This window comes from Bradyrhizobium oligotrophicum S58 (genome assembly GCF_000344805.1).
Classification (GTDB): domain Bacteria; phylum Pseudomonadota; class Alphaproteobacteria; order Rhizobiales; family Xanthobacteraceae; genus Bradyrhizobium; species Bradyrhizobium oligotrophicum.
The window spans coordinates 5783256-5807477 of sequence record NC_020453.1; the positions used below are offsets into that span (position 1 = coordinate 5783256).

Annotated in this window: 20 protein-coding genes; 6 read left to right on the plus strand and 14 right to left on the minus strand. The window is 64.3% G+C overall.

From position 1 onward, the window contains the following. The first annotated feature begins 57 nt into the window (after nucleotides 1–57). Both S58_RS25030 and S58_RS25035 read left to right on the plus strand, forming a co-directional pair. Complete coding sequence (locus S58_RS25030) at nucleotides 58–999, plus strand: ABC transporter permease (protein WP_015668176.1); 942 nt, start codon at nucleotides 58–60, stop codon at nucleotides 997–999. 1 nt (nucleotide 1000) lies between these two features. Then, a complete protein-coding gene (locus S58_RS25035; RefSeq protein WP_015668177.1) occupies nucleotides 1001–1894 on the plus strand; it encodes an ABC transporter permease in 894 nt (297 codons plus the stop codon). 197 nt (nucleotides 1895–2091) lie between these two features. On the opposite strand, the gene S58_RS25040 is transcribed toward S58_RS25035, so the two are convergent. The 3 genes from S58_RS25040 to S58_RS25050 form a co-directional block, all read right to left on the minus strand. Then, nucleotides 2092–5190: a MexW/MexI family multidrug efflux RND transporter permease subunit gene (locus S58_RS25040; RefSeq protein ID WP_015668178.1), complete on the minus strand. Its 3099-nt coding sequence runs from the start codon at nucleotides 5188–5190 to the stop codon at nucleotides 2092–2094. Between the two features lie 85 nt (nucleotides 5191–5275). Then, the gene (locus tag S58_RS25045) at nucleotides 5276–6466 is read right to left on the minus strand and encodes an efflux RND transporter periplasmic adaptor subunit (protein ID WP_015668179.1); all 1191 of its coding nucleotides are present in this window, start codon (nucleotides 6464–6466) and stop codon (nucleotides 5276–5278) included. Nucleotide 6467: 1 nt separating this feature from the next. Beyond that, entirely contained in the window at nucleotides 6468–7154 is a 687-nt protein-coding gene (locus S58_RS25050) for a TetR/AcrR family transcriptional regulator (RefSeq protein WP_042340203.1), read from the minus strand. Between the two features lie 280 nt (nucleotides 7155–7434). Between S58_RS25050 and S58_RS25055 the strand changes: the two genes are divergently transcribed. Continuing rightward, nucleotides 7435–8655 carry a cytochrome P450 gene (locus tag S58_RS25055; RefSeq protein WP_015668181.1) on the plus strand — a complete coding sequence of 407 codons (1221 nt, stop codon included), beginning with the start codon at nucleotides 7435–7437 and terminating at the stop codon, nucleotides 8653–8655. 139 nt (nucleotides 8656–8794) lie between these two features. Here the strand turns inward: S58_RS25055 and S58_RS25060 are convergent, their stop codons facing one another. From S58_RS25060 to S58_RS25080, 5 genes are all read right to left on the minus strand, one after another. Beyond that, the gene (locus S58_RS25060; protein WP_015668182.1) at nucleotides 8795–9793 is read right to left on the minus strand and encodes a hypothetical protein; all 999 of its coding nucleotides are present in this window, start codon (nucleotides 9791–9793) and stop codon (nucleotides 8795–8797) included. Nucleotides 9794–9809: 16 nt separating this feature from the next. Then, entirely contained in the window at nucleotides 9810–10046 is a 237-nt protein-coding gene (locus S58_RS25065; RefSeq protein ID WP_015668183.1) for a DUF6471 domain-containing protein, read from the minus strand. 1015 nt (nucleotides 10047–11061) lie between these two features. Beyond that, complete coding sequence (locus S58_RS25070; protein ID WP_042340204.1) at nucleotides 11062–12003, minus strand: NAD(P)H-binding protein; 942 nt, start codon at nucleotides 12001–12003, stop codon at nucleotides 11062–11064. A gap of 63 nt (nucleotides 12004–12066) precedes the next feature. Further along, a complete protein-coding gene (locus S58_RS25075) occupies nucleotides 12067–12915 on the minus strand; it encodes a VOC family protein (protein ID WP_015668185.1) in 849 nt (282 codons plus the stop codon). After that, the gene (locus S58_RS25080; protein WP_042340911.1) at nucleotides 12912–14171 is read right to left on the minus strand and encodes a Glu/Leu/Phe/Val family dehydrogenase; all 1260 of its coding nucleotides are present in this window, start codon (nucleotides 14169–14171) and stop codon (nucleotides 12912–12914) included. Before S58_RS25080 ends, S58_RS25075 begins: the two co-directional genes overlap by 4 nt. Before the next feature lie 203 nt (nucleotides 14172–14374). Between S58_RS25080 and S58_RS25085 the strand changes: the two genes are divergently transcribed. Together S58_RS25085 and S58_RS25090 are read left to right on the plus strand one after the other, a co-directional pair. Next, nucleotides 14375–15268: a sugar kinase gene (locus S58_RS25085; RefSeq protein WP_015668187.1), complete on the plus strand. Its 894-nt coding sequence runs from the start codon at nucleotides 14375–14377 to the stop codon at nucleotides 15266–15268. Between the two features lie 22 nt (nucleotides 15269–15290). Continuing rightward, a complete protein-coding gene (locus tag S58_RS25090; RefSeq protein WP_015668188.1) occupies nucleotides 15291–16199 on the plus strand; it encodes a ribokinase in 909 nt (302 codons plus the stop codon). Here S58_RS25090 and S58_RS25095 read toward each other — a convergent pair. Next, a complete protein-coding gene (locus S58_RS25095; protein ID WP_015668189.1) occupies nucleotides 16196–17431 on the minus strand; it encodes an NAD(P)/FAD-dependent oxidoreductase in 1236 nt (411 codons plus the stop codon). The genes S58_RS25090 and S58_RS25095 overlap by 4 nt on opposite strands. Nucleotides 17432–17542: 111 nt before the next feature. Here S58_RS25095 and S58_RS25100 point away from each other — a divergent pair, with 111 nt between their 5' ends. Further along, a complete protein-coding gene (locus tag S58_RS25100) occupies nucleotides 17543–18328 on the plus strand; it encodes an enoyl-CoA hydratase/isomerase family protein (RefSeq protein ID WP_015668190.1) in 786 nt (261 codons plus the stop codon). A 14-nt stretch (nucleotides 18329–18342) separates the two neighbouring features. On the opposite strand, the gene S58_RS25105 is transcribed toward S58_RS25100, so the two are convergent. The 5 genes from S58_RS25105 to S58_RS25125 form a co-directional block, all read right to left on the minus strand. Next, complete coding sequence (locus S58_RS25105; RefSeq protein ID WP_015668191.1) at nucleotides 18343–19683, minus strand: TRAP transporter large permease; 1341 nt, start codon at nucleotides 19681–19683, stop codon at nucleotides 18343–18345. Further along, complete coding sequence (locus S58_RS25110; protein ID WP_015668192.1) at nucleotides 19680–20264, minus strand: TRAP transporter small permease; 585 nt, start codon at nucleotides 20262–20264, stop codon at nucleotides 19680–19682. Before S58_RS25110 ends, S58_RS25105 begins: the two co-directional genes overlap by 4 nt. 83 nt (nucleotides 20265–20347) lie before the next feature. Continuing rightward, entirely contained in the window at nucleotides 20348–21328 is a 981-nt protein-coding gene (locus S58_RS25115; protein ID WP_042340912.1) for a TRAP transporter substrate-binding protein, read from the minus strand. A 139-nt stretch (nucleotides 21329–21467) separates the two neighbouring features. Next, nucleotides 21468–23174: an IlvD/Edd family dehydratase gene (locus tag S58_RS25120; RefSeq protein ID WP_015668194.1), complete on the minus strand. Its 1707-nt coding sequence runs from the start codon at nucleotides 23172–23174 to the stop codon at nucleotides 21468–21470. A 144-nt stretch (nucleotides 23175–23318) separates the two neighbouring features. After that, complete coding sequence (locus S58_RS25125) at nucleotides 23319–24137, minus strand: NAD-dependent epimerase/dehydratase family protein (RefSeq protein ID WP_015668195.1); 819 nt, start codon at nucleotides 24135–24137, stop codon at nucleotides 23319–23321. Nucleotides 24138–24222 lie beyond the last annotated feature (85 nt).

Below are 24222 nucleotides of genomic sequence, written 5' to 3' on the forward strand. Positions count from 1 at the left end.
GACGGAGCCGCCTGCCTCTCGTCGCAGGTCTGTTCATCGCAGCGCGAGACTCTCATCATGCTGACCTTCCTCGCCAACCGCCTTGCGCAGATCGTCCCGACGCTGTTCTTCGTGTCGATCCTGATCTTTTCGCTGCAGCAATTGCTGCCCGGCGACCCCGCGCTCGTCATGGCGGGCGAGGAGCGCGACCCGGCCGTGATCGAGCAGATCCGCAAGCAGTACCGGCTCGACCAGCCGATCCCGGTCCAATACGCCTATTGGGCCAAGGGCGTCCTCACCGGCGATTTCGGCGAGTCGCTGCGCGTGAAGGTGCCGGTGCGCGACCTCATCGTGCAGAAGCTGCCGGTGACCTTGCAGCTCGGCCTGATGGCGATCGTGATCGCCTTCCTGATCGGCATTCCTGCCGGCATCATCTCGGCGGTGAAGCAGGGCACGGCCTGGGACTACGGTGCCAATCTGTTCGCGCTGTGGGGCATCTCGACGCCGAATTTCTGGCTCGGCATCATGCTGATCTTCCTGTTCTCGATCAAGCTCGGCTGGCTGCCCGCCTCCGGCTACGTGCCGCTGACGGAGGATTGGCGGGCGAGCCTCGCCGCCACCATCATGCCGGCCTTCGTGCTCGGCAACGCAATATCGGCGATCCTGATGCGCCACACCCGGAGCGCGATGCTGCAGGTGCTGCACAGCGACTACATCCGCACCGCGCGCGCCAAGGGCATCTCCGAGCGCCAGGTCATCCTTGGCCACGCGCTGCGCAATGCCTTGACACCCGTCATCACGCTCGGTGCGCTCGAGCTCGGCACGCTGCTCTCCGGCGCCGTTCTGACCGAGCAGATCTTCTCCATTCCCGGCTTCGGCAAGCTGATCGTCGACGCCGTCTTCAACCGCGACTATGCCGTGGTGCAGGGCGTCGTCCTGGTCACCGCGACCGTCTACATCACGCTGAACCTGATCGCCGACATCGCCTATGTCCTCGTCAATCCGCGGCTGAGGAGCTGACATGGCCGAAACCATCCTGACAGCCCCATCTGTGTCACACGGCCTCGCCCCGCTCGAACGCCCGGTGCAGCGCGCGTTGCGCCGCGTCGTCAAGCGCAAGGGCGCAATGATCGGGCTCGGCCTCATCGTGATCTTCATCGTGCTCGCGGTGTTTGCCCCGCTGGTCGCGCCCTACGATCCCGTGGCCACGAGCTGGTCGCTGGTCCGCAAGGCGCCTACGGCCGCGCATTGGTTCGGCACCGACGATCTCGGCCGCGACGTGCTCGCCCGTGTCATCTACGGCGCGCGCGCCTCGCTGATGGCCGGCGCGATCTCGGTCGTCATCGCGCTGTCGATCGGCGTTCCCATCGGCATGCTCTCAGGCTACCGCGGCGGCTTCGTCGATGCCCTGATCAGCCGCATCACCGATGCGATGCTGGCCTGCCCGTTCCTGATCCTCGCGATCGCGCTGGCGGCATTCCTGGGGCCGAGCCTCGGCAATGCCATGATCGCGATCGGCATCACCGCGACGCCGATCTTCGTGCGGCTGACCCGCGGCGAGGTCATGAGCGTCAAGGTCGAGGAATATGTCGAGGCGGCGCGCAGCGTCGGCGACTCCGATTGGAAGATCGCGGTCAAGCACATCCTGCCTAACATCATGCCGGCGCTCTTGGTGCAGGCGACGCTGTCGGTCGCCGCCGCGATCATCGCCGAAGCGGCGCTTTCCTTCCTGGGCCTCGGCCAGCAGCCGCCGAACCCGTCCTGGGGCAGTATGCTCAACGCCGCCCAGCGCTTCCTCACCAACGCGCCATGGATGGCGATCTGGCCGGGGCTCGCGATCTTCCTCGTCGTGCTGTCGCTGAACCTCCTGGGCGACGGCCTGCGCGACGCGCTCGATCCGCAGCAGGAGAAGTGATCTCCCGTAAACGCTGAGCTGCGTCACTCGTGTCGTCTTGGCCGGGCTTGGGTCGACGATGACGAGCACAGCTCGGACGCGTCGCGCGCGTCGGCGCTGGCCCGGGACGATAGTGGAGAGCATCGAGAGAACCTACCAAAACAAAACGGCGGCTGCAGGGGCAGCCGCCGTTGATCTCGATGAGCGCGCGTGACGGCTCAGGTCGCCTTCAGCGCGTGGTCGGTCTCGGCGTCGAACTGGGCGATCTCCCGGGCGCGCTGGGACTTGGCGGCGGCCTGGTGGTTGGTGGCGATCACCGTGTAGACCGCCGGCAGCACGAACAGCGTGAACAGCGTGCCGATCGACATGCCGGCGACGACGACGAGGCCGATCGAGAAGCGGCTGGCGGCGCCGGCACCGGTCGCGGTCAACAGCGGGATCAGGCCGGTGACCATCGCCGCCGTGGTCATCAGGATCGGCCGCAGGCGAATGCGCGCCGAGGTTTCGATCGCCCTGCGGCGATCCATCCCCTCGTTCAGCTGCAGCTCGTTGGCGAACTCCACCATCAGGATGCCGTGCTTGGTGATCAGCCCGACCAGGGTCAGCAGGCCGACCTGGGTGTAGATGTTCATCGTCGCCATGCCGAAGAACAGCGGGATCAGCGCGCCGACGATCGCCATGGGCACGCTGATCATGATGACCAAGGGATCGCGCAGGCTCTCGAACTGCGCCGCCAGCACCAGGAAGATGATGATCAGCGCGAAGCCGAAGGTGATGGCGAGCTGATTGCCCTCCTGGACGTATTGGCGGGCATCAGCGAGGTAGTCGTGGCTGAAGCCCGACGGCAGGTTCTTGGCCTCCTTCTCCAGGAAATCCACGGCCTGGCCAACGGTGACGCCCGGCATCGGCACGGCCGAGAAAGTCGCCGAGTTGAGCTGGTTGAAATGCGTCAGCGAGTTCGGGTCGGTCCCGGTCTCGATGCTCACGACCGTCGACAGCGGCACCTGCTGGCCGGCCGCGGTCGCAACGTAATAGCCGGACAGCGATTCCGGTGACAGCCGCTTGTCGCGCGGCACCTGCGGGATCACCTGGTAGGAGCGGCCCTCGAGGTTGAAGCGGTTGATGTAGTTGCCGCCGAGCAGCACGGCGAGCGTGTTGCCGATCGCCTGCATGTTGATGCCGAGATCACTGGCCTTGCTGCGGTTGATCCAGACCCGCACCACCGGCTGGTTGAACTCGAGGTCGCTGTCGGAGACGATGAACATGCCGCTCTTGCGCGCGGCGTCCTTCAGCTTCGCCATCTGCTCATAGACGGCCTGGAAACCGTTGGTCGAGCTGATCACCATCTGTACCGGCAGGCCACCCGGGCCGCCCGGCAGCGCCGGCAGGTTGAAGGCGAAAGCCTGGACGCCTTCGATCTTCGACAGCTCCGCCTGCACCAGCGGCTTCAGCTTGATCGAGGAGCGCGTCCGCTCGTCCCACGGCTTCAGCAGCATGCCGGCAAAGCCGCCCTGCGGACCGTTGATGCCGTTCAGCGCGAACCGCAGGTCGGTCTCCGGGAACTTGGCGAACGCCTTGTCGAGCTTGTCGCTGTAGAAATTGATGTAGTCGATGTTGGCGTATTTCGGCGCCTTGGTGACCGAGAATACGATGCCCTGATCCTCCTCCGGCGCCAGTTCCTTGGAGGTGTGCATGTAGAGGAAGCCGACCAGGCCGAGGATCGTCAGCGCGAACAGTCCCGTGACCGGCCGGTAGTCGAGCGAACGGTCGAGCTGGCGGCCGTACCAGCGCGTCATCGCGCCGAACACCCGGTTGACGAGACGCGCGAAGCGGCCCTCCTCCGCGCTGCGCAGCAGCACCGAGCACATCATCGGCGACAGCGTCAATGCGATCACGCCGGAGACGATGACGGAGCCGGCGAGCGTGAAAGCGAACTCGCGGAACAGCGAGCCGGTGAGGCCGCCGAGGAAGCCGATCGGCGCGTACACCGCAGCCAGCGTGATGGTCATCGAGACGACAGGGCCTACGATCTCGCGGGCGCCCTGCAGCGCCGCCTGGACCGGCGCCTTGCCCTCCTCCAGATGCCGATGGATGTTCTCCACCACCACGATGGCGTCGTCGACGACGAGGCCGATCGCGAGCACCATGGCGAGCAGGGTCAGCAGGTTGATGCTGAAGCCGAGCGCGAGCATCATCGTGCAGACGCCGATCAGCGACAGCGGGATCGTGACCACGGGGATGATGACCGAACGCAGCGACGCCAGGAACAGGAAGATCACGACGATGACGATGAGGACGGCTTCGCCGAGCGTGTGCTCGACCTCGTCGATCGACGACTGAATGAACTTGGTGGAGTCATAGGCCACCTTCATCTTCATCGACGGCGGCAGGTTGCGCTCGAGGTCGGGGAACAGCGCGCGCACGCCCTTGACGATGTTGAGCGGATTGCCCTGCGGCGTCGCATCGACGCCGATGAAGATGGCGCGCTCGCCATTGAAGGCGACGCTCGCATCGGTGCTCTGCGCCGCGAGCTCGACGGTCGCGACGTCCTCCATGCGGACGAAGCCGCCGTCCTTGGCCTTGACGATCATCCGCTTGAACTGGTTGACGTCGGTCAGGCCGGTATTGGTCGAGATGTTGGAGACGGTGAAGTAGCCCTTGGCCTGGCCGGCGGCGGACTGGAAATTGTTGGCGGCGATCGCGGCCGCGACATCGGCCGGCGACACGTTGCGTCCGGCCATCTTTTCCGGATTGAGCCAGAGCCGCATCGCGAAGGTCTGGCCGCCCAGGATGGTGGCGGACGCGACGCCGTCGACCGTGGACAGCACCGGCTGCACCACGCGGGTCAGATAGTCCGAGATCGCCGATCCCGTCAGCTCCTCGCTGGAGAAGCCGATATACATCACCGACGTGGTCTGGCCGGTGGTCTTGGTCACGATCGGGTCGTTGGATTCCTTCGGAATCAGATAGCGGACCGAGTTGACCTTGGCGAGCACCTCGGTGAGCGCCTGGTTCGGATCGAAGTTCAGCTTGATGTAGACCTGGATCGTGCTGGTGCCCTGCACCGACGACGAGGTGATGTAGTCGACGCCTTCGGCCGACGCCACCGCCTGCTCCAGCGGCGTGGTGATGAAGCCCTGGATCAGGTCGGCCGATGCGCCGGGATAGACGGTCGTGACGTTCACGACCGTGTTCGACAGTTTCGGATATTGCCGGATCGGCAGCACGGTCGCGGCGCGCAGGCCGAGCAGCAGGATCAGCAGGCTGACCACGACCGACAGCACCGGGCGCTTGATGAAGATATCGGTGAAACGCATCGCGGCAATCTCGTCAGCAGGAGGCAGCTTCGGGGGTCAACGAGCCGCCTCGTCATGGCGGCCCGTCCTTGGATCAGCGCAACGCTTAGTAGCGCGGCGGCTTGGCCGGCATCGGCGGCGGCGGATCGGTCGAGATCGAGACCGCGGCGCCGGACTGGATCTTGAGCTGACCGACGGCGACGACACGGTCGCCCTCCTTGACGCCCTTGATGATGACCGCGCGGCCGTTGATGCGGTCGCCGGTCTGCACATAGGTGCGATCGGCCGTCAGCGTGGTCTTGCCGTCGTCGGTCTTCTTCTCGTTGATGACGAACACCGAGTCGCCATAGAGCGTGTAGTCCACCGCCGTCTCCGGCACCGTCAGCACCGGCGGCTTCTCCGGCAGCACCACGGTGGCGGTCGCGAACATGCCCGGCTTCAGGATGCGCTCCGGATTGGCGATCGTCGCCTGCACCCGGATGTTGCGGGTGTCGGTCGCGATCTGCGGCTCGATCGTCGTGATCTTGCCCTCGAACGTCCTGCCCGGATAGGCATCGACGCCGACGCGCACGATCTGGCCGACCTTGAGCTGGCCCGAGTCCTTCTCGGTCACGGTGAAGTTGACCCACAGCTCCGACAGATCGGTCAGCGATACGATCTGGGTGCCGGCGCTGAGATACTGGCCGACCTCCACCTTGCGGACGCCGAGTTCGCCGTCGAACGGCGCGCGCACCAGCTTCTGCGCGATCAGGGCCTCGGTCTTGGCGATGCCGGCCTGCGCCTGGTCATAGGCGGCCTGGGCCTGATCGACGGTCGCCTGCGGGCCGAACTGGCGCGACGCCAGCTGCTTGGCGCGGTCGAGCGACAGCTGCGCCACCGTCACCTGGGCCTTGTAGTTGGCGAGATCGCCCTGATCAGGCGCATCATAGAGCTGCACCAGCGGCGCGCCCTGCTTCACGGTCGTGCCCGGGGTGAACATGATCTCGGTGATGCGGCCGCTGACATCGGAGGTCACGTTGACCTGATGCACGGCGGCGAGATCGCCGACGGCCATCAGGAGGTTCGGCACCGTCTCCGGGGTCGCCGTCGCGGCGCTGACGTTGATCGGCGGCGGTTTGTTGTTGGCGAAGAACTGCGCGATCATCTTGTCGCGGAACATGTTGAACCACACGAAGCCGCCAACCAGCGCCGCGAGCAGGCAGCCCACGACGATGAACCACAGCACCGGGCGGGTGCGCTTGCGCGGCTTGTCGTCGATCGGCTTTCCGGAGAGCTTGGGTTCGGTCGCAATGTTCATGTCATGCACTTTCTGCCGTCGCCGGCCGGGCCGGAGGTTGCGACAATTCGTGGTCGAGATAGCACGCAATCGCGGCGTCGGTCAGTCCGATGCCGCGCAGGATGAACTCACTGAGCTGGCGCTCCAGGCTCGCTGCGGTTCCATAGGGCACACACGGGGTCGATGGAAGCCGCGTCAATGCCGCCATCAACACGGTGTGATGGGCAAACCAGAACAGATCGCGAGGGGCCGCCGCCGATCGCACCGCTTCGCCGGAGGTGACAGCGCCTTCCAGGCATTGGACGAATTTGGCGCCAATCAGATCGTCGATCTTCGTATAGAGAAACCGGGCAAACTCGCCATCCTCGAGATGGCTCGTGACCATCAGTCGCAGCCGCTGCTCTTCCTCGTCGTTGAGGCCGTCGGCGATGCCCAGGAAATGCCGGACCATGCCGGCCATCAGCTTGACCAAGGTGGCGGTCGAAGGTTCCTGTCCAAGAAGCAGCTCGAAGTCGGGATCGGCCTCGCACTCCTCGGCGAGGATGTCGGCATAGAGCGCCGCCTTGGACGGGAAGTGCTTGAACAGCAGCGCTTCCGAGATCGCCGCCGCGGCAGCCACGCTCTTGGTCGTCGTCCCGGCATAGCCGTGACGCGCGAAGCAACGCTTGGCTGCACCGAGGATCAGCTGCCGCCGGAGATCGCTTGTCATGCGCAAAGTGGACATCGCCTGTGAGTAAATACTCACTTGATCTATGTCAAGAAACATGCCGCAACGCAGCAGCGACCGGTGGCCAAGTCCTTGAAATCGCTGGGAAGGACGCTCCGTCGTCGATGGCAATAATATACCGCTCAACAAGGCGGATCTGCGGCACGGCCCGCGCACGCAGATGAGGCCTCGACGGAGCGCCCCTGCCCGGCGGATTTTCTTCTGACCCCGGCCGTGCGACGGTCGCGCCGATAAGACCAAGAATCGGCCGGGAGGACCAGAGATGACCGACGACGCCGCGCTCGCCAGCCAATTCGATCTCGAGCGCCTGACGCCGGAGTTCTATGCCGATCCCTACCCGACCTATCGCGCGCTGCGGCAGCATGCGCCGGTCAAGCGGCTGCGCAACGGCTCCTACTTCCTGACCCGCTACGACGATCTCGTCACCGCCTACAAGGCGACGAAGACGTTCTCGTCCGACAAGAAGCGCGAGTTCGCGCCCAAATACGGCGCCTCGTTGCTGTACGAGCATCACACCACGAGCCTCGTCTTCAACGATCCCCCGGCACACACAAGGGTGCGCCGCCTGATCATGGGCGCGCTGTCGCCGCGCGCGATCGCCGAGATGGAGCCGGCCTTGATCGCGCTGGTCGACGGGCTGCTGGACCGGATCGCAGCGAAGGACCGGTTCGAGCTGATCGACGATTTCGCCTCCGCCATTCCGATCGAGGTGATCGGCAATCTGCTCGGCGTTCCGCATGACGAGCGCGCGCCGCTGCGCGACTGGTCGCTGGCGATTCTCGGCGCGCTGGAGCCGGTGCTGTCGGCGGAGCAGCTGGCCCGCGGCAACCAGGCCGTCGGAGATTTCCTGACCTATCTAAGAGGTCTGGTGGCGCGGCGGCGCACGACGCCGGGCAATCCCGAACGCGACGTGCTGACGCGGCTGATCCTGGGCGAAGCCGATGGCGAGCGGCTGAGCGAGACGGAGCTGCTGCACAATTGCATCTTCCTGCTGAATGCCGGCCACGAGACCACGACCAATCTGATCGGCAACGGCCTCGTTCTGCTGTGCCAGCATCCGGCCGAGCGACAGCGGCTGATCGAGGAGCCCGGCCTGATCCGCACCGCCGTCGAGGAGATCCTGCGTTACGAAAGCTCCAACCAGCTCGGCAACCGCATGACGACAGAAGCTGTCGAGCTCAGCGGCGTCAGGCTGGAGGCCGGCACCTCCATCACACTATGCATCGGCGCCGCCAACCGCGATCCCGCCCAGTTCGACGATCCCGAGCGCTTCGACATCGCCCGCCCCGCCAACCGCCACCTCGCCTTCGGCACCGGCGCGCACCAATGCGCGGGGATGGCGCTGGCCCGGCTGGAAGGCGCGGTCGCGATTGCGCGCTTTCTCTCACGGTTTCCGAACTACCAGCTCGACGGCTCCCCGGTCCGCGGCGGGCGGGTGCGGTTTCGCGGCTTTGCGAGCGTGCCGTGCGTGGTCGAGGGGTGAGGCGAAGATCGCGTTGCGCGGAGTGATCGGAGCACGTCAGTCCGTGCTCTGTAGGGCGGATTAGCGCAGCGTAATCCGCCGGTGACACGGCCGGATGCTGTTGAAAGACCGGGTATTACGGCGCAAACGCCACAAGCGCCTATTCGCCCTTTGTTGGGGCGTACTGAAATTGCACGTTCATTCGTGGTGGCTGCTGAAATCCGGGCGGCGGCGAGATAACGAGCGGCTCGGTTGGGACAGGAAGTTCACCTTCTTCCGCTATCGGAGTTTGGCCGGGACGATACAGGCAGTCCTCATCATATGCATTATACCGCCCATATGGGCGCACTGTCAGAACCGAGGCGGGATGGCCGGATATTACTTCGGGCATCACTCTGGGGTCGGTGAATACCTCGACCGACACGCAAAATTCAGTCCTATGCCTCGCACTATCGGGAAAGATGTCGTCGTATTCCATCCACCCATAAATGAAGGTCTTTTTTCTTCCTTCGTGGGTAGCGAGAGCGTCTTGAATGAATACGTCGACTTGAAAATAAGTGCGGGACTGCGGTCCTATGACACCGGCAACCAATCCATCATGGGTCCTGTCGGCAAAACGGAAATCATGGGGCAAATCATCGACGACAACCAAGTTTACGCAGCTAACGTAGTTGCGGGCTGGAGTTCTTCCGGAATTGAGCACGTTGACGTTTATTCTGTGCACTATGATCGTATGATACTGCGATATCGTTACTATACTTATATCGCTGATCATTATGAAGGCTCTCTCCACGACAGTCAAAGCACGCTCAGCAGTGACGGCGGCCCGTTGTGCAGTCTCGGCACTCACATTGGCTATCGCGATTTGTCTTTCGCCGGCCTCCCAGAGCTTGTCAGTAGATTGCCGCAGAGAGAGGGTGAACCACGCGATGAATGCCGTCGCTATAGCCGTGATGGCACCGTTCAAAGCATCGAGTGTAGTTCCTATTTTATGGAACGCGTAAGACAGCATATTGTAGGAGGCGCAGTCTTTTGCGCCGGTATTTGCTGGCTCGCATATCTCGTAATGCGCCGTAAAATCTGAGCTAAATAAGAAAATTAGCAGCATCACCGCAAAGCCAAGCACGAAACCAACTGCTAAATCAGGTGACCGCCTCATACCTAGAGCCTCGCCGCTAAATCTCCTCCAAAGCTACTCCTTCGAGTTCCAATGCCGCAATACACGCAAGGAAGAATGTCGCCGGGAATGTTCCCCGCGCCAGTTTATTCGTGATCGAGGCCTCGGTTTCCTTCAGCCCATGCTTCCGAAGTCGCCTCGCCAGATCGGCATAGGTGACCTCGGCATCTTTCCACTTATGTTTTAGGAATGCTGCAGCGCGCTCGGCCCATGCCTCTTCCGACTTGATATTCATGGCGCCTCCATTCCAGAGGCTATCATATCTGATAGGCTGCTGTGACAAGTCCGCAACCTATCACATATGACAGGCCTCATAGACGAGAGGGGCATCATATGGCACAGCACTTCCTTCTTTCCCGGGCGGCTAAGACCCTCTCGCTGGCCCAGGTTTTCCAGATGAAGGACGAGGAATCCGAATTTGAGCAGAACTCGAGCATCACCACTCCTTCGCCTTCGAATTCAGCTCGCGTCTCGTCACCATACCGATCGACGGGCGGCTCGTCCGCGCTACGTTCGAGGCAGAATGCACGATCGGCCAGCGCTTCACAAACGTCTCCGTCTGAATCGCCCGCGTCGAAAAACTAATTTCATAAGCCGGCCCAGACAGATACCGCATCCAGTACTTCCCGCGAATAATTCCTCTTTCTTTTTTCCAGAAATCATGGTTGGATATCGCCGTCCCGTCTCGATAAGAGGGGCGCTTCGCGGTCGTCACGAACGTTGAGGCGGGATGCGGTGGGCGTGTTGGTGTCGCAGCGTGGTTGTTCCGCGCCGACGAACGGCATCGATGCGCACGGTCAAGTCGCGTGGTCCTGACACCCCGACGCTGGTGTTACGTTTGCGTCGACGCTCGCGCGTCGCGCAGGCAACGGTGGCCAGAAAGCCCGGCGCACCGGGGAGATCGCGAAGCAGCCGTGAAAACCATCGCACGGGGAATGCCGGGTGTTTTCGGCTGAACCTGTGGTTCCTGCCGCCTGCATTTTTTTCGCAGGCGGGCCATGGGTGCGGCCAGCGCCCGGCATTCCCCGTGCCCTCTGCTCAGAGAGGGCAGGTCCATCGGAAAAGCTCGGACGCGAAACGCGCCGCGAGATGGTGACCGCATGTCTCACCGGCATCAGCAAAAGTCTTACCGCCTCAACACAACCCTCACCATCGTCATTGCGAGCGAAGCGAAGCAATCCAGGGCCGCGCCCGCGACTCTGGATTGCTTCGTCGCTTCGCTCCTCGCAATGACGGGGAGAGACCGGGACTCAAAACACCGCGTGGTCACCGCGCTCCGCCTCCGCCTCGCCGCGGATCAGCTTGGCGTAGTAGTCGAACAGCGTCTCCGAGCCCGTCGACGGCGTGGCGTCGGCATCGTAGCGGCCGGTGGCGGGGTTGAGCACCAGCATGGATTCGATGGCGTAGTAGCGGCCGATGCGGGCGAGCTCCGCCTTGTCGGCGAGCGAGGGCACGATCCGCCTGGCCAGATCGAGCCCGCCGATGATGGCGTCGAGCAGCGCCACCGGGACGTGCCGGAATTGCGGCTTGCGTCCCAGCAGCGCGAACAGATGCTCGCCCTGTTCGATCGGCGTAATGGCCGGCCCTGGACCGCCGATCGGCAGCACCTTATTCCAGCGGCTTTCATCATCGAGGCACCCGGCCAGATAGCCGCCGAGATCGTCGTCGCTGATCGGCTTGCACGCCGTCAGGCGGCCGTTGCCGAACACGAGAAATGGTCGGCCTTGCCTGACGCGCTCGACCTGCCCCGACAGCGATTTGAAGAACGCCGTGGGCCGGATGATGGAATAGGTCAAGCCTGCCGCAATCAGCTGCGCCTCGAACGCCAGCTTGGCCTGTTGAAAGGCGAGCAGCGGCTTCTGCACGCAGATGGCGGAGAGCAAGACGAAATGACTCACTCCGGCATTTCGCGCCGCCTCGAGCACGTTCACGTGGGCCTGGTAGTCGATCGCCTGGGCATCCCTGGGCACCCCGGTCCGCGAGGCCATGCAGGACATGACGGCGTCGAAATGCTCGTCGCAAAAGCCGTCGCGCGCGAGCGAGGTGGGATCGGTGACGTCACCCGTCCTGATGGTCACATGCGGGACCTTCACAGCGTCATGGCGTGGCCGACCGAAGCAGACCACCTCGTGCCCGCACGCGACCAGTGCACGAGCTGTGGCACGGCCAATGGTTCCTGTCGCACCGAGCATGAAGACGCGGCGGGGACGACGCACGGCGGCGGCAGAGTCAAGTGGCGACATCATCGCACCGGCTCACTCCGCCGCGCGCGGGGTCTTCTCCAGGATCAACGTGTGGATACCGCAGGTGCCGCTATAGAGGCTCATCACCCGCGTGCCCGGCTTGCGGCCGGCGCGGGGCTCGGACACCTGCAGGCCGGCGGCCAGCAACCGTGCGCGCGTCGCATCGATGTCGGCCACCCGCCAGCTCAGGCCCCAGAGCTTGTCGTGCGCCTTGTCGTTGCCGGCGACCGGACGCTTCACCACTTCGACGATCAGGTCGCCGCAGCGGAAGAACATCAGCTGCCCCCATTCCTGATGGGTGCGGTCGAGCGCCATGTCGAGGCCGAGCCGTGCGCCATAGAGCGCGGCCGCGCGTTCCGGATCTTCGGTGGAGACAACGACGTGGTCGAGGCCAAGAACGGCGGAGTCGGCGGTCTTTTCGGAAGGCGGGCGCCGCTCGGCCAGCTCCAGGAAGAACATGCGCACGCCACGGGTCAGGTCGGTCATGGCGCGCGTACGCTTCCAGTGCAGCGTCCGGCCCGAAACACGATCGGTGTTCTCGACCTCGGTGATCGGGTCCGGCTTCAGCGCCACGCGCTCCAGCCTACGATGCATCCTGGCGATATCGTTGGTGGCGAAGCAGATGCTGGCGAGCCCCTCGCCCCAGATCTTGATGACGTTGCGGATACGGTCGGCAGCGGGGCTGGCGCCGGCCGGGGCCATTAGCTCCAGGGTCATGTTGTCCAGCGTGAAGAGGACGCGGTCGGCGCCCTCCCCCGAATTCTGCCAGGACGGCTTGCGCGCGAGCAGCGCCTCGAAGGCGGCGGTGCCTGCGGCGACGTCCTCGATCAGGACGACGACGTGGTCGAGCCCGGTGATCACGGAAACAGCCCCCGCGAGTTCTTGGCGGCGCGCACCTTTTCCACCCCGATCGCCATCGCCGCGGTCCGGTGCGAGATGTCGTCGGCCTTGGCGCGCGTCACCATCCGCTCGAAGGCGCGATCGAGGATCTGGTACTCGCGCCGCATCACCTCCTCTTCTTCCCAGAACAGCTGCTGCAGGTCCTGCACCCATTCGAAGTAGCTGACGACGACGCCACCGGAGTTGCAGAGAATGTCGGGAATGAGAAAGATCTCCTTGCGGCGCTGGTCGAGCACCAGGTCGGCATCCGGCGTGGTCGGGCCGTTGGCGGCCTCGGCAATGACGCGGCACTTCAGATGCGCGGCCACCTTGGCATCGATCACACGCTCGACCGCCGCAGGCACCAGGATGTCGCAGGCCAAGGTCAGGATCTGGTGCGGATCGAAGGCGAGCTCGGTGGAGAAGCCGGCAATGCTGCCGGTCCTGGTCGCGTGCTCCATCAGCGCCGGGATATCGAGGCCACGGGGATCGTGGAGCGCGCCAGTATGATCGCTGACCGCAATCACCTTCATGCCCATCTGGTGGAAGCCCAGCGCGGCGTAGGAGCCGACATTGCCGAAGCCCTGCACCACGGCCGTGGACTTGGTCGGGTCGATCCCGAGCTCGTCCATGACCCGGCGCGAGACGTGGGCAACGCCGCGTCCGGTCGCCTCGCGGCGGCCGAGCGTGCCCCCGGAGAACACCGGCTTGCCGGTGACGATCTCCATCACCGTCTGGCCCTGGTACATGGAATACGTATCCATGAACCACGCCATGACCTGCTCGTTGGTGCCCATGTCGGGCGCCATCACGTCGGTGTGCGGGCCGACGAAGGGAATCATTTCCTGCATGTAGCGCCGCGACAGCGATTCGAGCTCGCGCCGGGACAGTTTGGACAGATCGACGTTGATGCCGCCCTTGGCGCCGCCATAGGGCAGGCCCACCAGGGCGCACTTCCAGCTCATCCAGATCGCGAGCGCCGCGACCTCGCCGATGTCGACCGTCGGCGCGAAGCGCGTGCCGCCCTTGGTCGGCCCCATCGTCAGCAGATGCTGAACCCGGTAGCCTTCGTAAACCGCAATCGTACCGTCGTCGCGATGGATCGGACACGAGACGGTGATCGCCCGCTTGGGCAGGAGCAAACGGTCGCGTTCGTCGCCTGGGATACCAAGATGATCGGCGATCACATTGAATTGGTTGGCGGCCATTTCGAACACCGGACCCGCATAGACAGTCATCTTCCACTCCCGAATCTGCTCCTGCAGGCCGGCAACCATAGCGCGACCGAAGAGGCGGCGGCAGGGGGCTGGCGGTTGCACCGGGCCGATCTCAACCACCATGGTGACGATTTTACGAAGAATTTCAGCGTTGATCCGCCTCGACCGCTTGCTAATCTGCGGTGCCGGGGCCGCGATCACCCCTTAGTGAGATAGAAATACCCATGCAGGCCCTTTTCATCGGACAGACCTACATCGACGTCACGTTCATCACCGACCACATGCCGACCGGGGATGAGAAGCACGTCGCATCCGACTACGCCGTCTCGTTCGGCGGCAATGCGGTGACTGCGGCATTTTGCTGCGCCAAGCTCGGCATCGTGCCGGACCTGATCGCGACGATCGCGAACGACTGGCTTGGCCGCATGTTCCAGGACATGACGGCGAAGTACGGCATCTCCGTGCATCCCCGGAAGGTCAATGCTTCGTCGCTGTCCTTCATCATGCCGAAGGATGGCAAGCGCGCCATCGTGCGCTGCCGCGACGATGCGCATATCCACCCGTTCCCGCTGCTCAACCTCGGAAATTGCCGGGCGCTTCATGTCGACGGCCACCAGCCCGACGCCGCAATCCATTATGCCAAGCTGTGCCGCGAGGCCGGCATCCTGACCTCGCTCGACGGCGGCGGCCTGCGCACCAATACGCACGATCTCCTGGAATACATCGACGTCGCGATCGTCGCCGAGCGCCTCTGCGAGCAGATGGACCTGACGCCGGAGAAGATGCTCGACTACCTCAAGAGCCGCGGCTGCCGCATCGGCGGCGTCACCCAGGGCGAGAAGGGCCTGCTGTGGTACGATGAGCTCGGCGCGGTGCATACGCTGCCGGCCTATCCGATCCCGCGCGAGCGTGTGATCGACACCAACGGCGCCGGCGACGTCTTCCACGGCGCCTATGTCTATTCCTACCTCGCCAATCCCGCGAAGAGCTGGAAGGAGCATTTCGAGTTCGCGCGCGCGGCCTCGACGTTCAAGATCCAGAAGCTCGGCAACGAGGCCGGCCTGCCGACGCTCGCCGACATCGATCTGGTGAGGCAGGAATTCGAGGCCCGCGTCTAGCGGCGCGTGAGGGAGACGTCATATGGGCCGTGTCATCGTCGCCGGCAGCATCAACATGGATGTGGTGGCGACGGCCGAGCGGCATCCGCGCATCGGCGAGACCGTCGCCGGGCAGTCGGTGATGTACTTCCCGGGCGGCAAGGGTGCCAACCAGGCGGTATCAGCGGCCAAGCTGGGCGTGCCGACAGCGCTGATCGGCCGGCTCGGCCGTGACGGATTCGGCGCGCAGTTGCGGGCCTTCCTCGCCGATCAGGGCATCGATCTCGCTGCCGTAAAAGAGAGCACCAGCGCATCAACCGGGACGGCGATCATTACGCTGGCGAAGGCCGACAACACCATCGTGGTGATCCCGGGCGCCAATGCCGAGCTGGGCGCCGAGGATTTGGCGCAGGTTGCCCTGGCAGCGGGAGACGTGGCCGTCAGCCAGTTCGAGATTCCGCAAGCGACGATCGCGGCGTTCTTCCAACGCGCGAAGGCCGTCGGCGCGACCACGATTCTCAACCCGGCCCCTGCCAGCGCGTTCGACAGCGGGCTGTTTGCGCTGATCGACGTCCTCGTGCTCAACGAGACCGAGCTCGGCTTTCTGGCCGACATCGAGCTCGGCGATGCCCCCTCGCTGCAGCAGGTGAAGGACGCGGTTCGGGCGCTCAAGCCCAATTCCGACCAGACGGTCTGCGTCACACTCGGCGCGCGCGGCGCGGTTGCCGTCAGCGATGGCGAGGCCAGGCTGGTCGAAGGCCGCGCCGTCAAGGCCGTCGACACCACCGGCGCCGGCGACTGCTTCGTCGGCGCGCTCGCCGCAAGGCTGTCGCAGGGCGCGCCGATGGCCGAGGCGATCGGCTATGCCAATCTGGCCGCCTCGATCTCGGTGCAGCGGATGGGCGCCGGCCCGTCGATGCCTTCGGCCGAGGAGGTGCGCGCGCTGCTCTAGGCGAGAGCGCTCTTCAGATCGAAGCTCGGATCAGCGGCCTTGTCTGCGTCGATCGTGCCGCCCGCCCCGAGCAGCTTGCGGCCGAACATGTGGTCGCCGGCCTTGTTGACGGATTCGATGCCGACCAGCCGGCCCTCCTTGTAACAGAATGCGGAGAACGCCTTTTGCGCCGGGTCACCGCGCAGCACGACCTGGTCATAGCCCGTGGTGAGCCCCGCAATCTGGAGCTTGTCGTTGGCCTGATCGCTCCAGAACCACGGCTGGCCGTCATAAGGCTTGGCGTCGCCGGTGAGGCGCGCCGCGACGCAGCGGGCGTGGTCGGTGGCGTTCTGCACCGATTCCAGCCGCAAGGTGCCGCCGAAGCGCTGGCTGGAAAACAGCGCGCAGTCGCCGATCGCCGAGATGTGCGGATCGCCGGTCAGCAGATATTCGTCGACGACGATGCCCGCGCCGACCTGCAATCCAGCCTCGGCCGCAAGCTCGACATTCGGCAGCACGCCGACGCCGACCACGATCAGATCTGCCGGGATGTGCCGGCCGTCGCTCAGGCTGACGCCGGTGACCTTGTTGCCGTCGGCCTCGATGCTGGTCGCCTGCACGCCGAGATGGATGCGCACGCCGGCATCGGCATGCTGCTTCTGGAAGTAGTCGGAAATCTCGGCCGTCACCGCCCGCGCCATCACCCGCGTGCCGAGCTCGAGCACGTCGACCTCGAGGCCCTTGATGCGCGCGGTGGCCGCGAATTCGAGCCCGATGAAGCCGGCGCCGATCACGACCACGCGCCTGGCATCGCCGAGCAGGGTCCTGAGCGCTTCGCTGTCGTCGAGGATGCGCAAGTAACGGACGGCGGGGAGACTGGCGTTGGGAATGTCGAGCAGGCGATTGCGGGCACCGGTCGCGAGCACGAGGTGCCCATAGTCGAGTGCCTTGCCGGAGGCGAGCAGCACCTTGCGCGCGTCGCGCTGAACCGAGATGACACGGTCGTAGACGAGGTCAATGCTCTGGTCGGCATAGAATTTCTGCGGCCGGAACATCAAGGTCTCGGGACCGCCGGTGCCCTTCAGATACGCCTTCGACAGCGGCGGACGCTGGTACGGCAGATGCGACTCGTCGTTGATCAGATGGATGGGATCGGCAAAGCCTGCCTGACGCAGCGAGGCGGCGAGCTGAAAGCCCGCATGCCCCGCACCAACGATCACAACCGGTCCCTTCGTCACTGCTCCCTGCCCCATTCTGTCATTTGTCCATGCAGCGGAACCGGGTTGTGGCAGACTTCCCCGGCATTGTCACCGGTCCCGGTGTGCAGTTTAAATGCGGCAACAACCACATCCCGGGAGGAATGAATGTCGGACGCAACAGCGGAACCTGCCCGTCTGGGCATTGACGGTCCGATCGCGACCATCACGCTCCACCGTCCGGCGGCGTTCAATGCCATCGACCTCGCCATCGCCAAGCGGCTGGAGCAGCTCGCCGCCCAGGTCGAAGCCGACGAGACCATCCGGGTGCTGATCCTGAAGGGCGAAGGCCGCGCGTTCTGCGCCGGCGGCGATCTGCAGACGATCGGCGCTGCGGCCGAAGCCGGCACCATCACTCCCGTGGTCAGCGAGCTGCTGCACCACTATCACGCCTTCATCGCGCGCCTGCGGCGCATGCCCAAGATCGTGCTGGCCAGCGTGCACGGCTCCGCCGCCGGCGCCGGCCTGTCGCTGGCCTTCGCCGCCGACCTCTGTATCGCCGCCGAGGAAGCGCGATTCACGCCGGCCTATTCCAAGCTTGGTGTCTCGCCGGATGGCGGTGGTACGATCGGAGTGGTCGCCAGCGTCGGCGTCAGGCGCGCACTGCAGATCTTTCTGGCCGAGGACAGCTTTACGGCCGCGCAGGCCTATGAATGGGGCCTCGTCACCAAGGTCGTCCCCGCCTCCGAGCTTGCCGCGGCCACCCAGACGCTCGCGCAGCGTTTGGCGCAGAACATGCCGGCCGGGATCTCCGCAACCAAGGCGCTGATCCATCGCGCCCCGACCAGCTCGGTCGAGGATCAGCTCGCGGCCGAACGCGACGCGATCATCAATTGCATGCATACCGACGAATTCGTGACCGCGACACGGAAGTTCACCCGCAAGGACAGATAGAGGATTTGCCTCACTCAATTCGGGCAAATGTAACCGGTCCCGGCTGGCGACTTGAAGCAGCCGACCGACTCCGGAATGACGTGCTTGGGCAGCCACAGCACGACGCTGGGGAAATAGATCGTGAAGGTGATGGTGATCAGGAACACGACATAGATCGGCAGCGCCGCACGCAATGCCTTGCCGAAACTGACGCCGACGAATTTCGACGCCATCAACAGCACCAGCCCATAGGGCGGCGTGATCAGGCCGAACGCGAGCGTGGCGATCAGCACCACGCCCATGTGCACGCCGTTGATATCGCCGGCCTGCGTCAGCGCGTTGACCAGCGGCATGAAGATGATGATGGTCGGCACCGGCTCGATGAAATCGCCGATCACGGTGAACAGCAGCACCATCAACAGCATGATCAGGTGCGGATCATTGCCGGCGATCGAGGTGATCCAGTCGGTGATGAAGATCGCACCGCGCAGATAGGCCAGCATCCAGCCGAACGCATTGGCGGCGCCGATGGTGATCAGCGGCAGCGAGAAGATCAGTCCCGCCAAGCAGAAATCGTAAGGGATCTTCTTGAGGTGACCGCGGTTGAGCGCCGGGATGACAACCAGGATGATCCAGGCCACCGCGACCACGCCGGCCTCGGTCGGCGTAAACCAGCCGGTCAGGATGCCGCCGAGCAGGATCACCGGGATCATCAGCGGCAGCGCCGCATCTGCGCCCGCGAACATTACTTGCCGGAGCGGCGCGCGCGGCTTGCGCAGCCCGGAGGGACCGAAGAAGTAGCAATAGATCATCAGTCCGAAGCCGATCATGAAGCCCGGCACCACGCCGGCCATGAACAGACCGGCGATCGAGACATTGCCCACGGCGCCGTAGACGACCGCGGTGATGCTCGGCGGCACCAGCGCCGCAATGGTCGAGGCGGCCGCAATGATGGCTGCGATGAACGCCGGCTCATACCCTTCCCGCCGCATCGGTCCGCCGAGCGCGCGACTCATGACCGCGACATCGGCGGTGGTCGATCCCGACATTTCCGAGAAGAACATGCTGAACACGACGACGACCTGCGACAGCCCACCCCGGATATGCCCGACCAGCGACACCGACAGGTTGGCGATCCGAACCACGACATTGGCGGAGCTCATGAGCTCGCCGACCAGCAGAAAGAACGGGATCGCAAGCAGCGCCTCAGAATCCACGCCATCGAAGATCTTCTGCACGATCGCTGCGAGCGAGACGTCGGCGAGGAAGGCGCCGACGAACACGCCTGCCAGCAGCGAAAACGGCACGGGCACGCCGAGATAGCCGAACGACAGGAAGCAGATGGACATCAGCGCGAGGATGATTGGAGGGCTCACGTCCGATCGCTCCGACCAGCGCTGGTGTGCGGCGGCGGAATCACAGCCTCGTGTTCCGGTAACTCCGGATGATCGAAGCCATTGGCGATGCCATTGACCAGCTGCTCAACGGCAAAGAGCGCGATCAGCACGCCGGAAAGCGGAATGATGATGTAGAGCGAGGCGATCGGCGTACCCGAGGGCAGCCGAAAGCTGCCGAAGCCACGGAGAAAGTTCAGGTACCCGTACCAGACCAGGCACAGCGCGACCCCGAGCACGACGAGACGCAACACGATCTCGACGACGAGGCGCGGCATGCCATGCATGGATTCGGCGATCGCGGTCAGGTACAGGTGATCGTTGCGGCGCGTCGCAACCGCAGCGCCGACGAAGATCGCATAGACGAACAGGCTGGACGTGACCTCCTGCAGCCACAGCCAGGGATGGCCGATGGTGCGCGTGACGATGTCGGCGGTTACCGACATCGAGAAGCCGAAGCACAGCGCGCCGCACAGCATCATCAGCACCAGCTCGAGCGGGTCGAGCTGGCGCCACTTCAGATGACGCTGCCGTTGCAGCACGAGCTTGTCGGCGATGGACATCGGCTTACTCGTCGTTCCCGATCACGCTCCCTCGTCTTCGCAGACGCCGGGAGCCAAACTGCGGAGCTTCTCGTTGCAATGGCTCAATTGATCGCACGGATCAGGTTCTTGATCTTTTCGGCGTGCGGGCCGAGCTCCTTCGCAAGCTTGTCGAGATAGGGATCGGCGATCGTGGTGAAGCTCTTCTTGTCGACGTCCTCGACGATCTTGACGCCGAGCGATTTGAGCTTGGTGGCCGCCGTTCGTTCCAGCTCGAATGCCTTCGCCGGCTCCTTCGCGCTGATTTCGGCAGCCGCCGCCAGCACCCATTGCCGCTGCTCGGCCGACAGGCTCTGCCAGAGCTTGTCGCTGATGAAGACCAGGGCATTGTTGGCCTCATGCTCCGTAAGCGACAGCACCGGCGCCACCTCGTAGTGTTTGTTGACGAGATAGACATTGATGCTGTTTTCCGCAGCCTCGACCACGCCGGTCTGCAGCGAAGTGTAGACGCTGCCGAACGGCATATGCACGGTCTGTGCGCCATAGGCCGGGAACATCGTGTCCTCGGTCGCGGTGGCCTGGACGCGGATCTTCATGGCCTTGATATCGTCGACCTTGTGGATCTCCTTCTTGCTGTAGATGTGGCGTACGCCCTGAGAGCCCGTGCCGATCACGTGAAGGCCCTGCGTGGTCTCGTCGATCATGGTCCTGATCGCCTCGAACACCTGCGGATCGGCCAGCCCCTTGATCACATGAGCTTCATTGCGGAACAGGAAGTGCAGCGACATCACGCCCGCCTGGGGCGAAATCGTCGCTGTGTTGGCGGAGGAGACGATCGCGAAGTCGACATCGCCTGCCTTGACCAGTTGCAGGATCTGCGGCTCCTGCCCGAGCTGCGCGCCCGGATACTGGTCGATGAGCATGCTGCCCTTGCTCAGCTCCTTGAGCTTGTCGGCAAACAGGTCTCCGGCGATGGAATAGCCGGTGTTCCGGGGTTGATCGTAGGCGAAGCGATAATGCTTGACGTCCTGCGCGCTCGCAGCTGCGGCAGAAGCGATCGCAACTGCGAACGCCCACGCACTAATGAGCTTGCTACGACCTCTCACGAGCCCCTCCCCGAGTTATGATTTTCGGGGATCATCCCACCGGCCGCGTCGGATTGTCAATTGAGGACGCCCCGCCACTCGCGGCGCCGCCCATCGCTACCGATGATGGGTAAGTAGCTCAGCCCTTGCCCCTGCGGCGCATGAAGTCGAAATCGCAGCCGTCATCAGCCTGCAGAATGGTCTCATGAAACAGATGGGCGTAGCCGCGCTCGGCCCATTCCGGCGTCGGCTGCTGTTGCAGCGCGGCACGGCGTTTCGCCAGCTCAGCGTCGTCCACCAGCAGATCGATACTGCGTTTGGCGACATCGAGCCGGATCATGTCTCCGGTCCGCACCAGCGCGAGCGGGCCGCCGACCGCTGACTCAGGGGTGATGTGCAGAACGATCGTGCCGAACGCCGTGCCGCTCATCCGCGCATCAGAGATGCGCACCATGTCCTTGGTGCCGCCGCGAGCGAGCTTCTTCGGGATCGGCAGATAACCTGCTTCCGGCATGCCCGGCGCGCCCTTCGGGCCAGCATTGCGCAGCACCAGGACGTCGTCGGCGGAGACGTCGAGATCGGGATCATCGACCCGCAAGGTCATGTCCTCGATCGACTCGAACACGACGGCGCGGCCGGTGTGCTGCAGCAGCTTGGGGCTCGCAGCCGAGTGCTTGATGACGGCGCCGCGTGGAGCGAGATTGCCCCGAAGCACCGCGAGCCCGCCTTCGGGCTTGATCGCGTCCTTGCGCGCGCGGATCACGTCCTGGCCCGGCACGTCCTCGGCTGCGGCCACGATCTCGCGCAGCGACTGGCCGGTGATCGACCGGCAGTCGAGGTCGATGAGATCGCCGAGTTGCTTCATCAACTTCGGCACGCCGCCGGCATGGTGGAAATGCTCCATGTAGTGATCGCCGGACGGCTTGAGGTCGACGAGCACCGGCACCTCACGACCGATCTCGTCGAAGGCATCGAGGTCGATCGCATGCGGCGTACGTCCGGCGATCGCGGTGAGGTGAACGAGACCATTGGTCGAGCCGCCGATCGCCTGCAGCACCACCTGCGCATTGCGGAACGCGGCCGGCGTCAACAGCTCGCTTGGCTTCGGCCCTTTCGCGTTGGCCATTTCGGCCGCCACCCGGCCGCTCGCTTCGGCCGAGCGGAAACGCTCCGCATGCGGCGCGGGGATCGTCGCACTCATCGGCAGCGACAGGCCGAGCGCCTCGGTGATGCAGGCCATCGTCGAGGCCGTTCCCATCACCATACAGGTGCCGACCGACGGCGCCAGCCGGCCGTTGACCGCCTCGATCTCGCTATCGTCCATCTCGCCGGCGCGATACTTCGCCCACAGCCTGCGACAGTCGGTACAGGCGCCGAGCACCTCGCCTTTGTGATGCCCGACCACCATGGGGCCCACGGGAATGACGACCGTCGGCAGATCGGCCGACACTGCTGCCATGATCTGCGCCGGCAAGGTCTTGTCACAGCCGCCGATGACAACCACGGCATCCATCGGCTGCGCCCGGATCATTTCCTCGGTTTCCATCGCCATCAGGTTGCGCAGATACATCGAGGTCGGATGCGCAAAGCTCTCGGCGATCGAGATGGTCGGAAACACGAACGGCATCGCGCCCGACAGCATGACGCCGCGCTTCACTGCCTCCAGGATCTGCGGCACGTTGCCGTGGCAGGGATTGTAGTCGCTGTAGGTGTTGGTGATTCCGACGATCGGGCGGTCGAGCGCGTCGTCGGAATAGCCGGCCGCCTTGATGAAGGCCTTGCGCAGGAACAGCGAAAATCCGGCATCGCCGTAAGCGGTCAGTCCCTTGCGCAAGCCGTCGGTCATGGTCGTTCTTGTCTTTCATTTATCTCTTGGTCATTCCGGGGCGCGCGAAAGCGCGAACCCGGAATCCAGAAGTGTCTTACTCTCTCAATGTCGAGATTCCGGGTTCGCGTCCTGCGGACGCGCCCCGGAATGACGACCTCCGCATCAACCCCAGTCGATGATCCGGCTGGTGTCGCCGTCGAATTCGGTGCTGCAGAACGCACCACCCTGGAAGTAGTCGCCGATCGGATCGGCAGGCAGCTTGGCCTGCTCGGCGAAGGCGTGCTCGCGGAAATCCTCGGCGCGGCCCGTCGGGCGGTAGCCGAGATCGTAGGCACGCTGGTTGTCCCACCAGGCGCGCTCGTTCAGCGAGGCTCCGTACAGCACCTCGAAGTAAATGTCCGGATGCTCCAGCCCGATACGGCAAAGCTGCACCAGATCCTCCGGCTTCAGCCAGATCGACAGCCGACGCCGATCGAGCGGCTTGTCGCCGAAATTGCCGATGCGGATGCACGTCACCTTCAGCCCGTGCTTGTCGGCATAGAGCGAGCCGAGGGCCTCGCCGAACACCTTGCTGACGCCGTAGCGGCCGTCGGGGCGCGGCTGCACGTCGTTGTCGATCTTGCGGTGGCGCGGATAAAAACCCACCGCATGGTTCGACGATGCGAACACGATGCGCTTGACGCGCTTGCGGCGGGCCGCCTCAAAAAGGTTGTACCCGCCGATGATGTTGGCCTGCAGGATGTCGTTCCACGAGCCCTCGACCGAATAGCCGCCGAAATGGATGATGCCGTCGACGCCCTCGCACAGCGCCTCCACCTGGGCGAGGTCGGCAAGATCGGCCGCCTTGAACGTCTCCTGGCTGGACAGATCCGCCGGCGCCCTGAGGTCGCTGAGCAGCAGGTCCGGATAGATTGGCGGCAGCAGCTTCCGCAAGGAAGTGCCGATCCCACCGCTCGCACCGGTCATCAAGATACGTGGCATTTCATCCCTCGTGTTCGGCCCGCAGGTTTGCGGTCGTTGAGCTCCAATGATAGCAGAGATCGCAAACGCGCAATAACGGGACCAG

Coding starts and splice junctions, on each gene's coding strand:
- S58_RS25125 (WP_015668195.1), bottom strand. CDS start 24,137: ATGCCACGTATCTTGATGACCGGTGCGAGCGGTGGGATCGGCACTTCC.
- S58_RS25030 (WP_015668176.1), top strand. CDS start 58: ATGCTGACCTTCCTCGCCAACCGCCTTGCGCAGATCGTCCCGACGCTG.
- S58_RS25090 (WP_015668188.1), top strand. CDS start 15,291: ATGGGCCGTGTCATCGTCGCCGGCAGCATCAACATGGATGTGGTGGCG.
- S58_RS25040 (WP_015668178.1), bottom strand. CDS start 5,190: ATGCGTTTCACCGATATCTTCATCAAGCGCCCGGTGCTGTCGGTCGTG.
- S58_RS25120 (WP_015668194.1), bottom strand. CDS start 23,174: ATGACCGACGGCTTGCGCAAGGGACTGACCGCTTACGGCGATGCCGGA.
- S58_RS25065 (WP_015668183.1), bottom strand. CDS start 10,046: ATGAATATCAAGTCGGAAGAGGCATGGGCCGAGCGCGCTGCAGCATTC.
- S58_RS25050 (WP_042340203.1), bottom strand. CDS start 7,154: ATGACAAGCGATCTCCGGCGGCAGCTGATCCTCGGTGCAGCCAAGCGT.
- S58_RS25070 (WP_042340204.1), bottom strand. CDS start 12,003: ATGCTCGGTGCGACAGGAACCATTGGCCGTGCCACAGCTCGTGCACTG.
- S58_RS25080 (WP_042340911.1), bottom strand. CDS start 14,171: ATGACTGTCTATGCGGGTCCGGTGTTCGAAATGGCCGCCAACCAATTC.
- S58_RS25045 (WP_015668179.1), bottom strand. CDS start 6,466: ATGAACATTGCGACCGAACCCAAGCTCTCCGGAAAGCCGATCGACGAC.
- S58_RS25055 (WP_015668181.1), top strand. CDS start 7,435: ATGACCGACGACGCCGCGCTCGCCAGCCAATTCGATCTCGAGCGCCTG.
- S58_RS25110 (WP_015668192.1), bottom strand. CDS start 20,264: ATGTCCATCGCCGACAAGCTCGTGCTGCAACGGCAGCGTCATCTGAAG.
- S58_RS25085 (WP_015668187.1), top strand. CDS start 14,375: ATGCAGGCCCTTTTCATCGGACAGACCTACATCGACGTCACGTTCATC.
- S58_RS25060 (WP_015668182.1), bottom strand. CDS start 9,793: ATGAGGCGGTCACCTGATTTAGCAGTTGGTTTCGTGCTTGGCTTTGCG.
- S58_RS25035 (WP_015668177.1), top strand. CDS start 1,001: ATGGCCGAAACCATCCTGACAGCCCCATCTGTGTCACACGGCCTCGCC.
- S58_RS25095 (WP_015668189.1), bottom strand. CDS start 17,431: ATGGGGCAGGGAGCAGTGACGAAGGGACCGGTTGTGATCGTTGGTGCG.
- S58_RS25100 (WP_015668190.1), top strand. CDS start 17,543: ATGTCGGACGCAACAGCGGAACCTGCCCGTCTGGGCATTGACGGTCCG.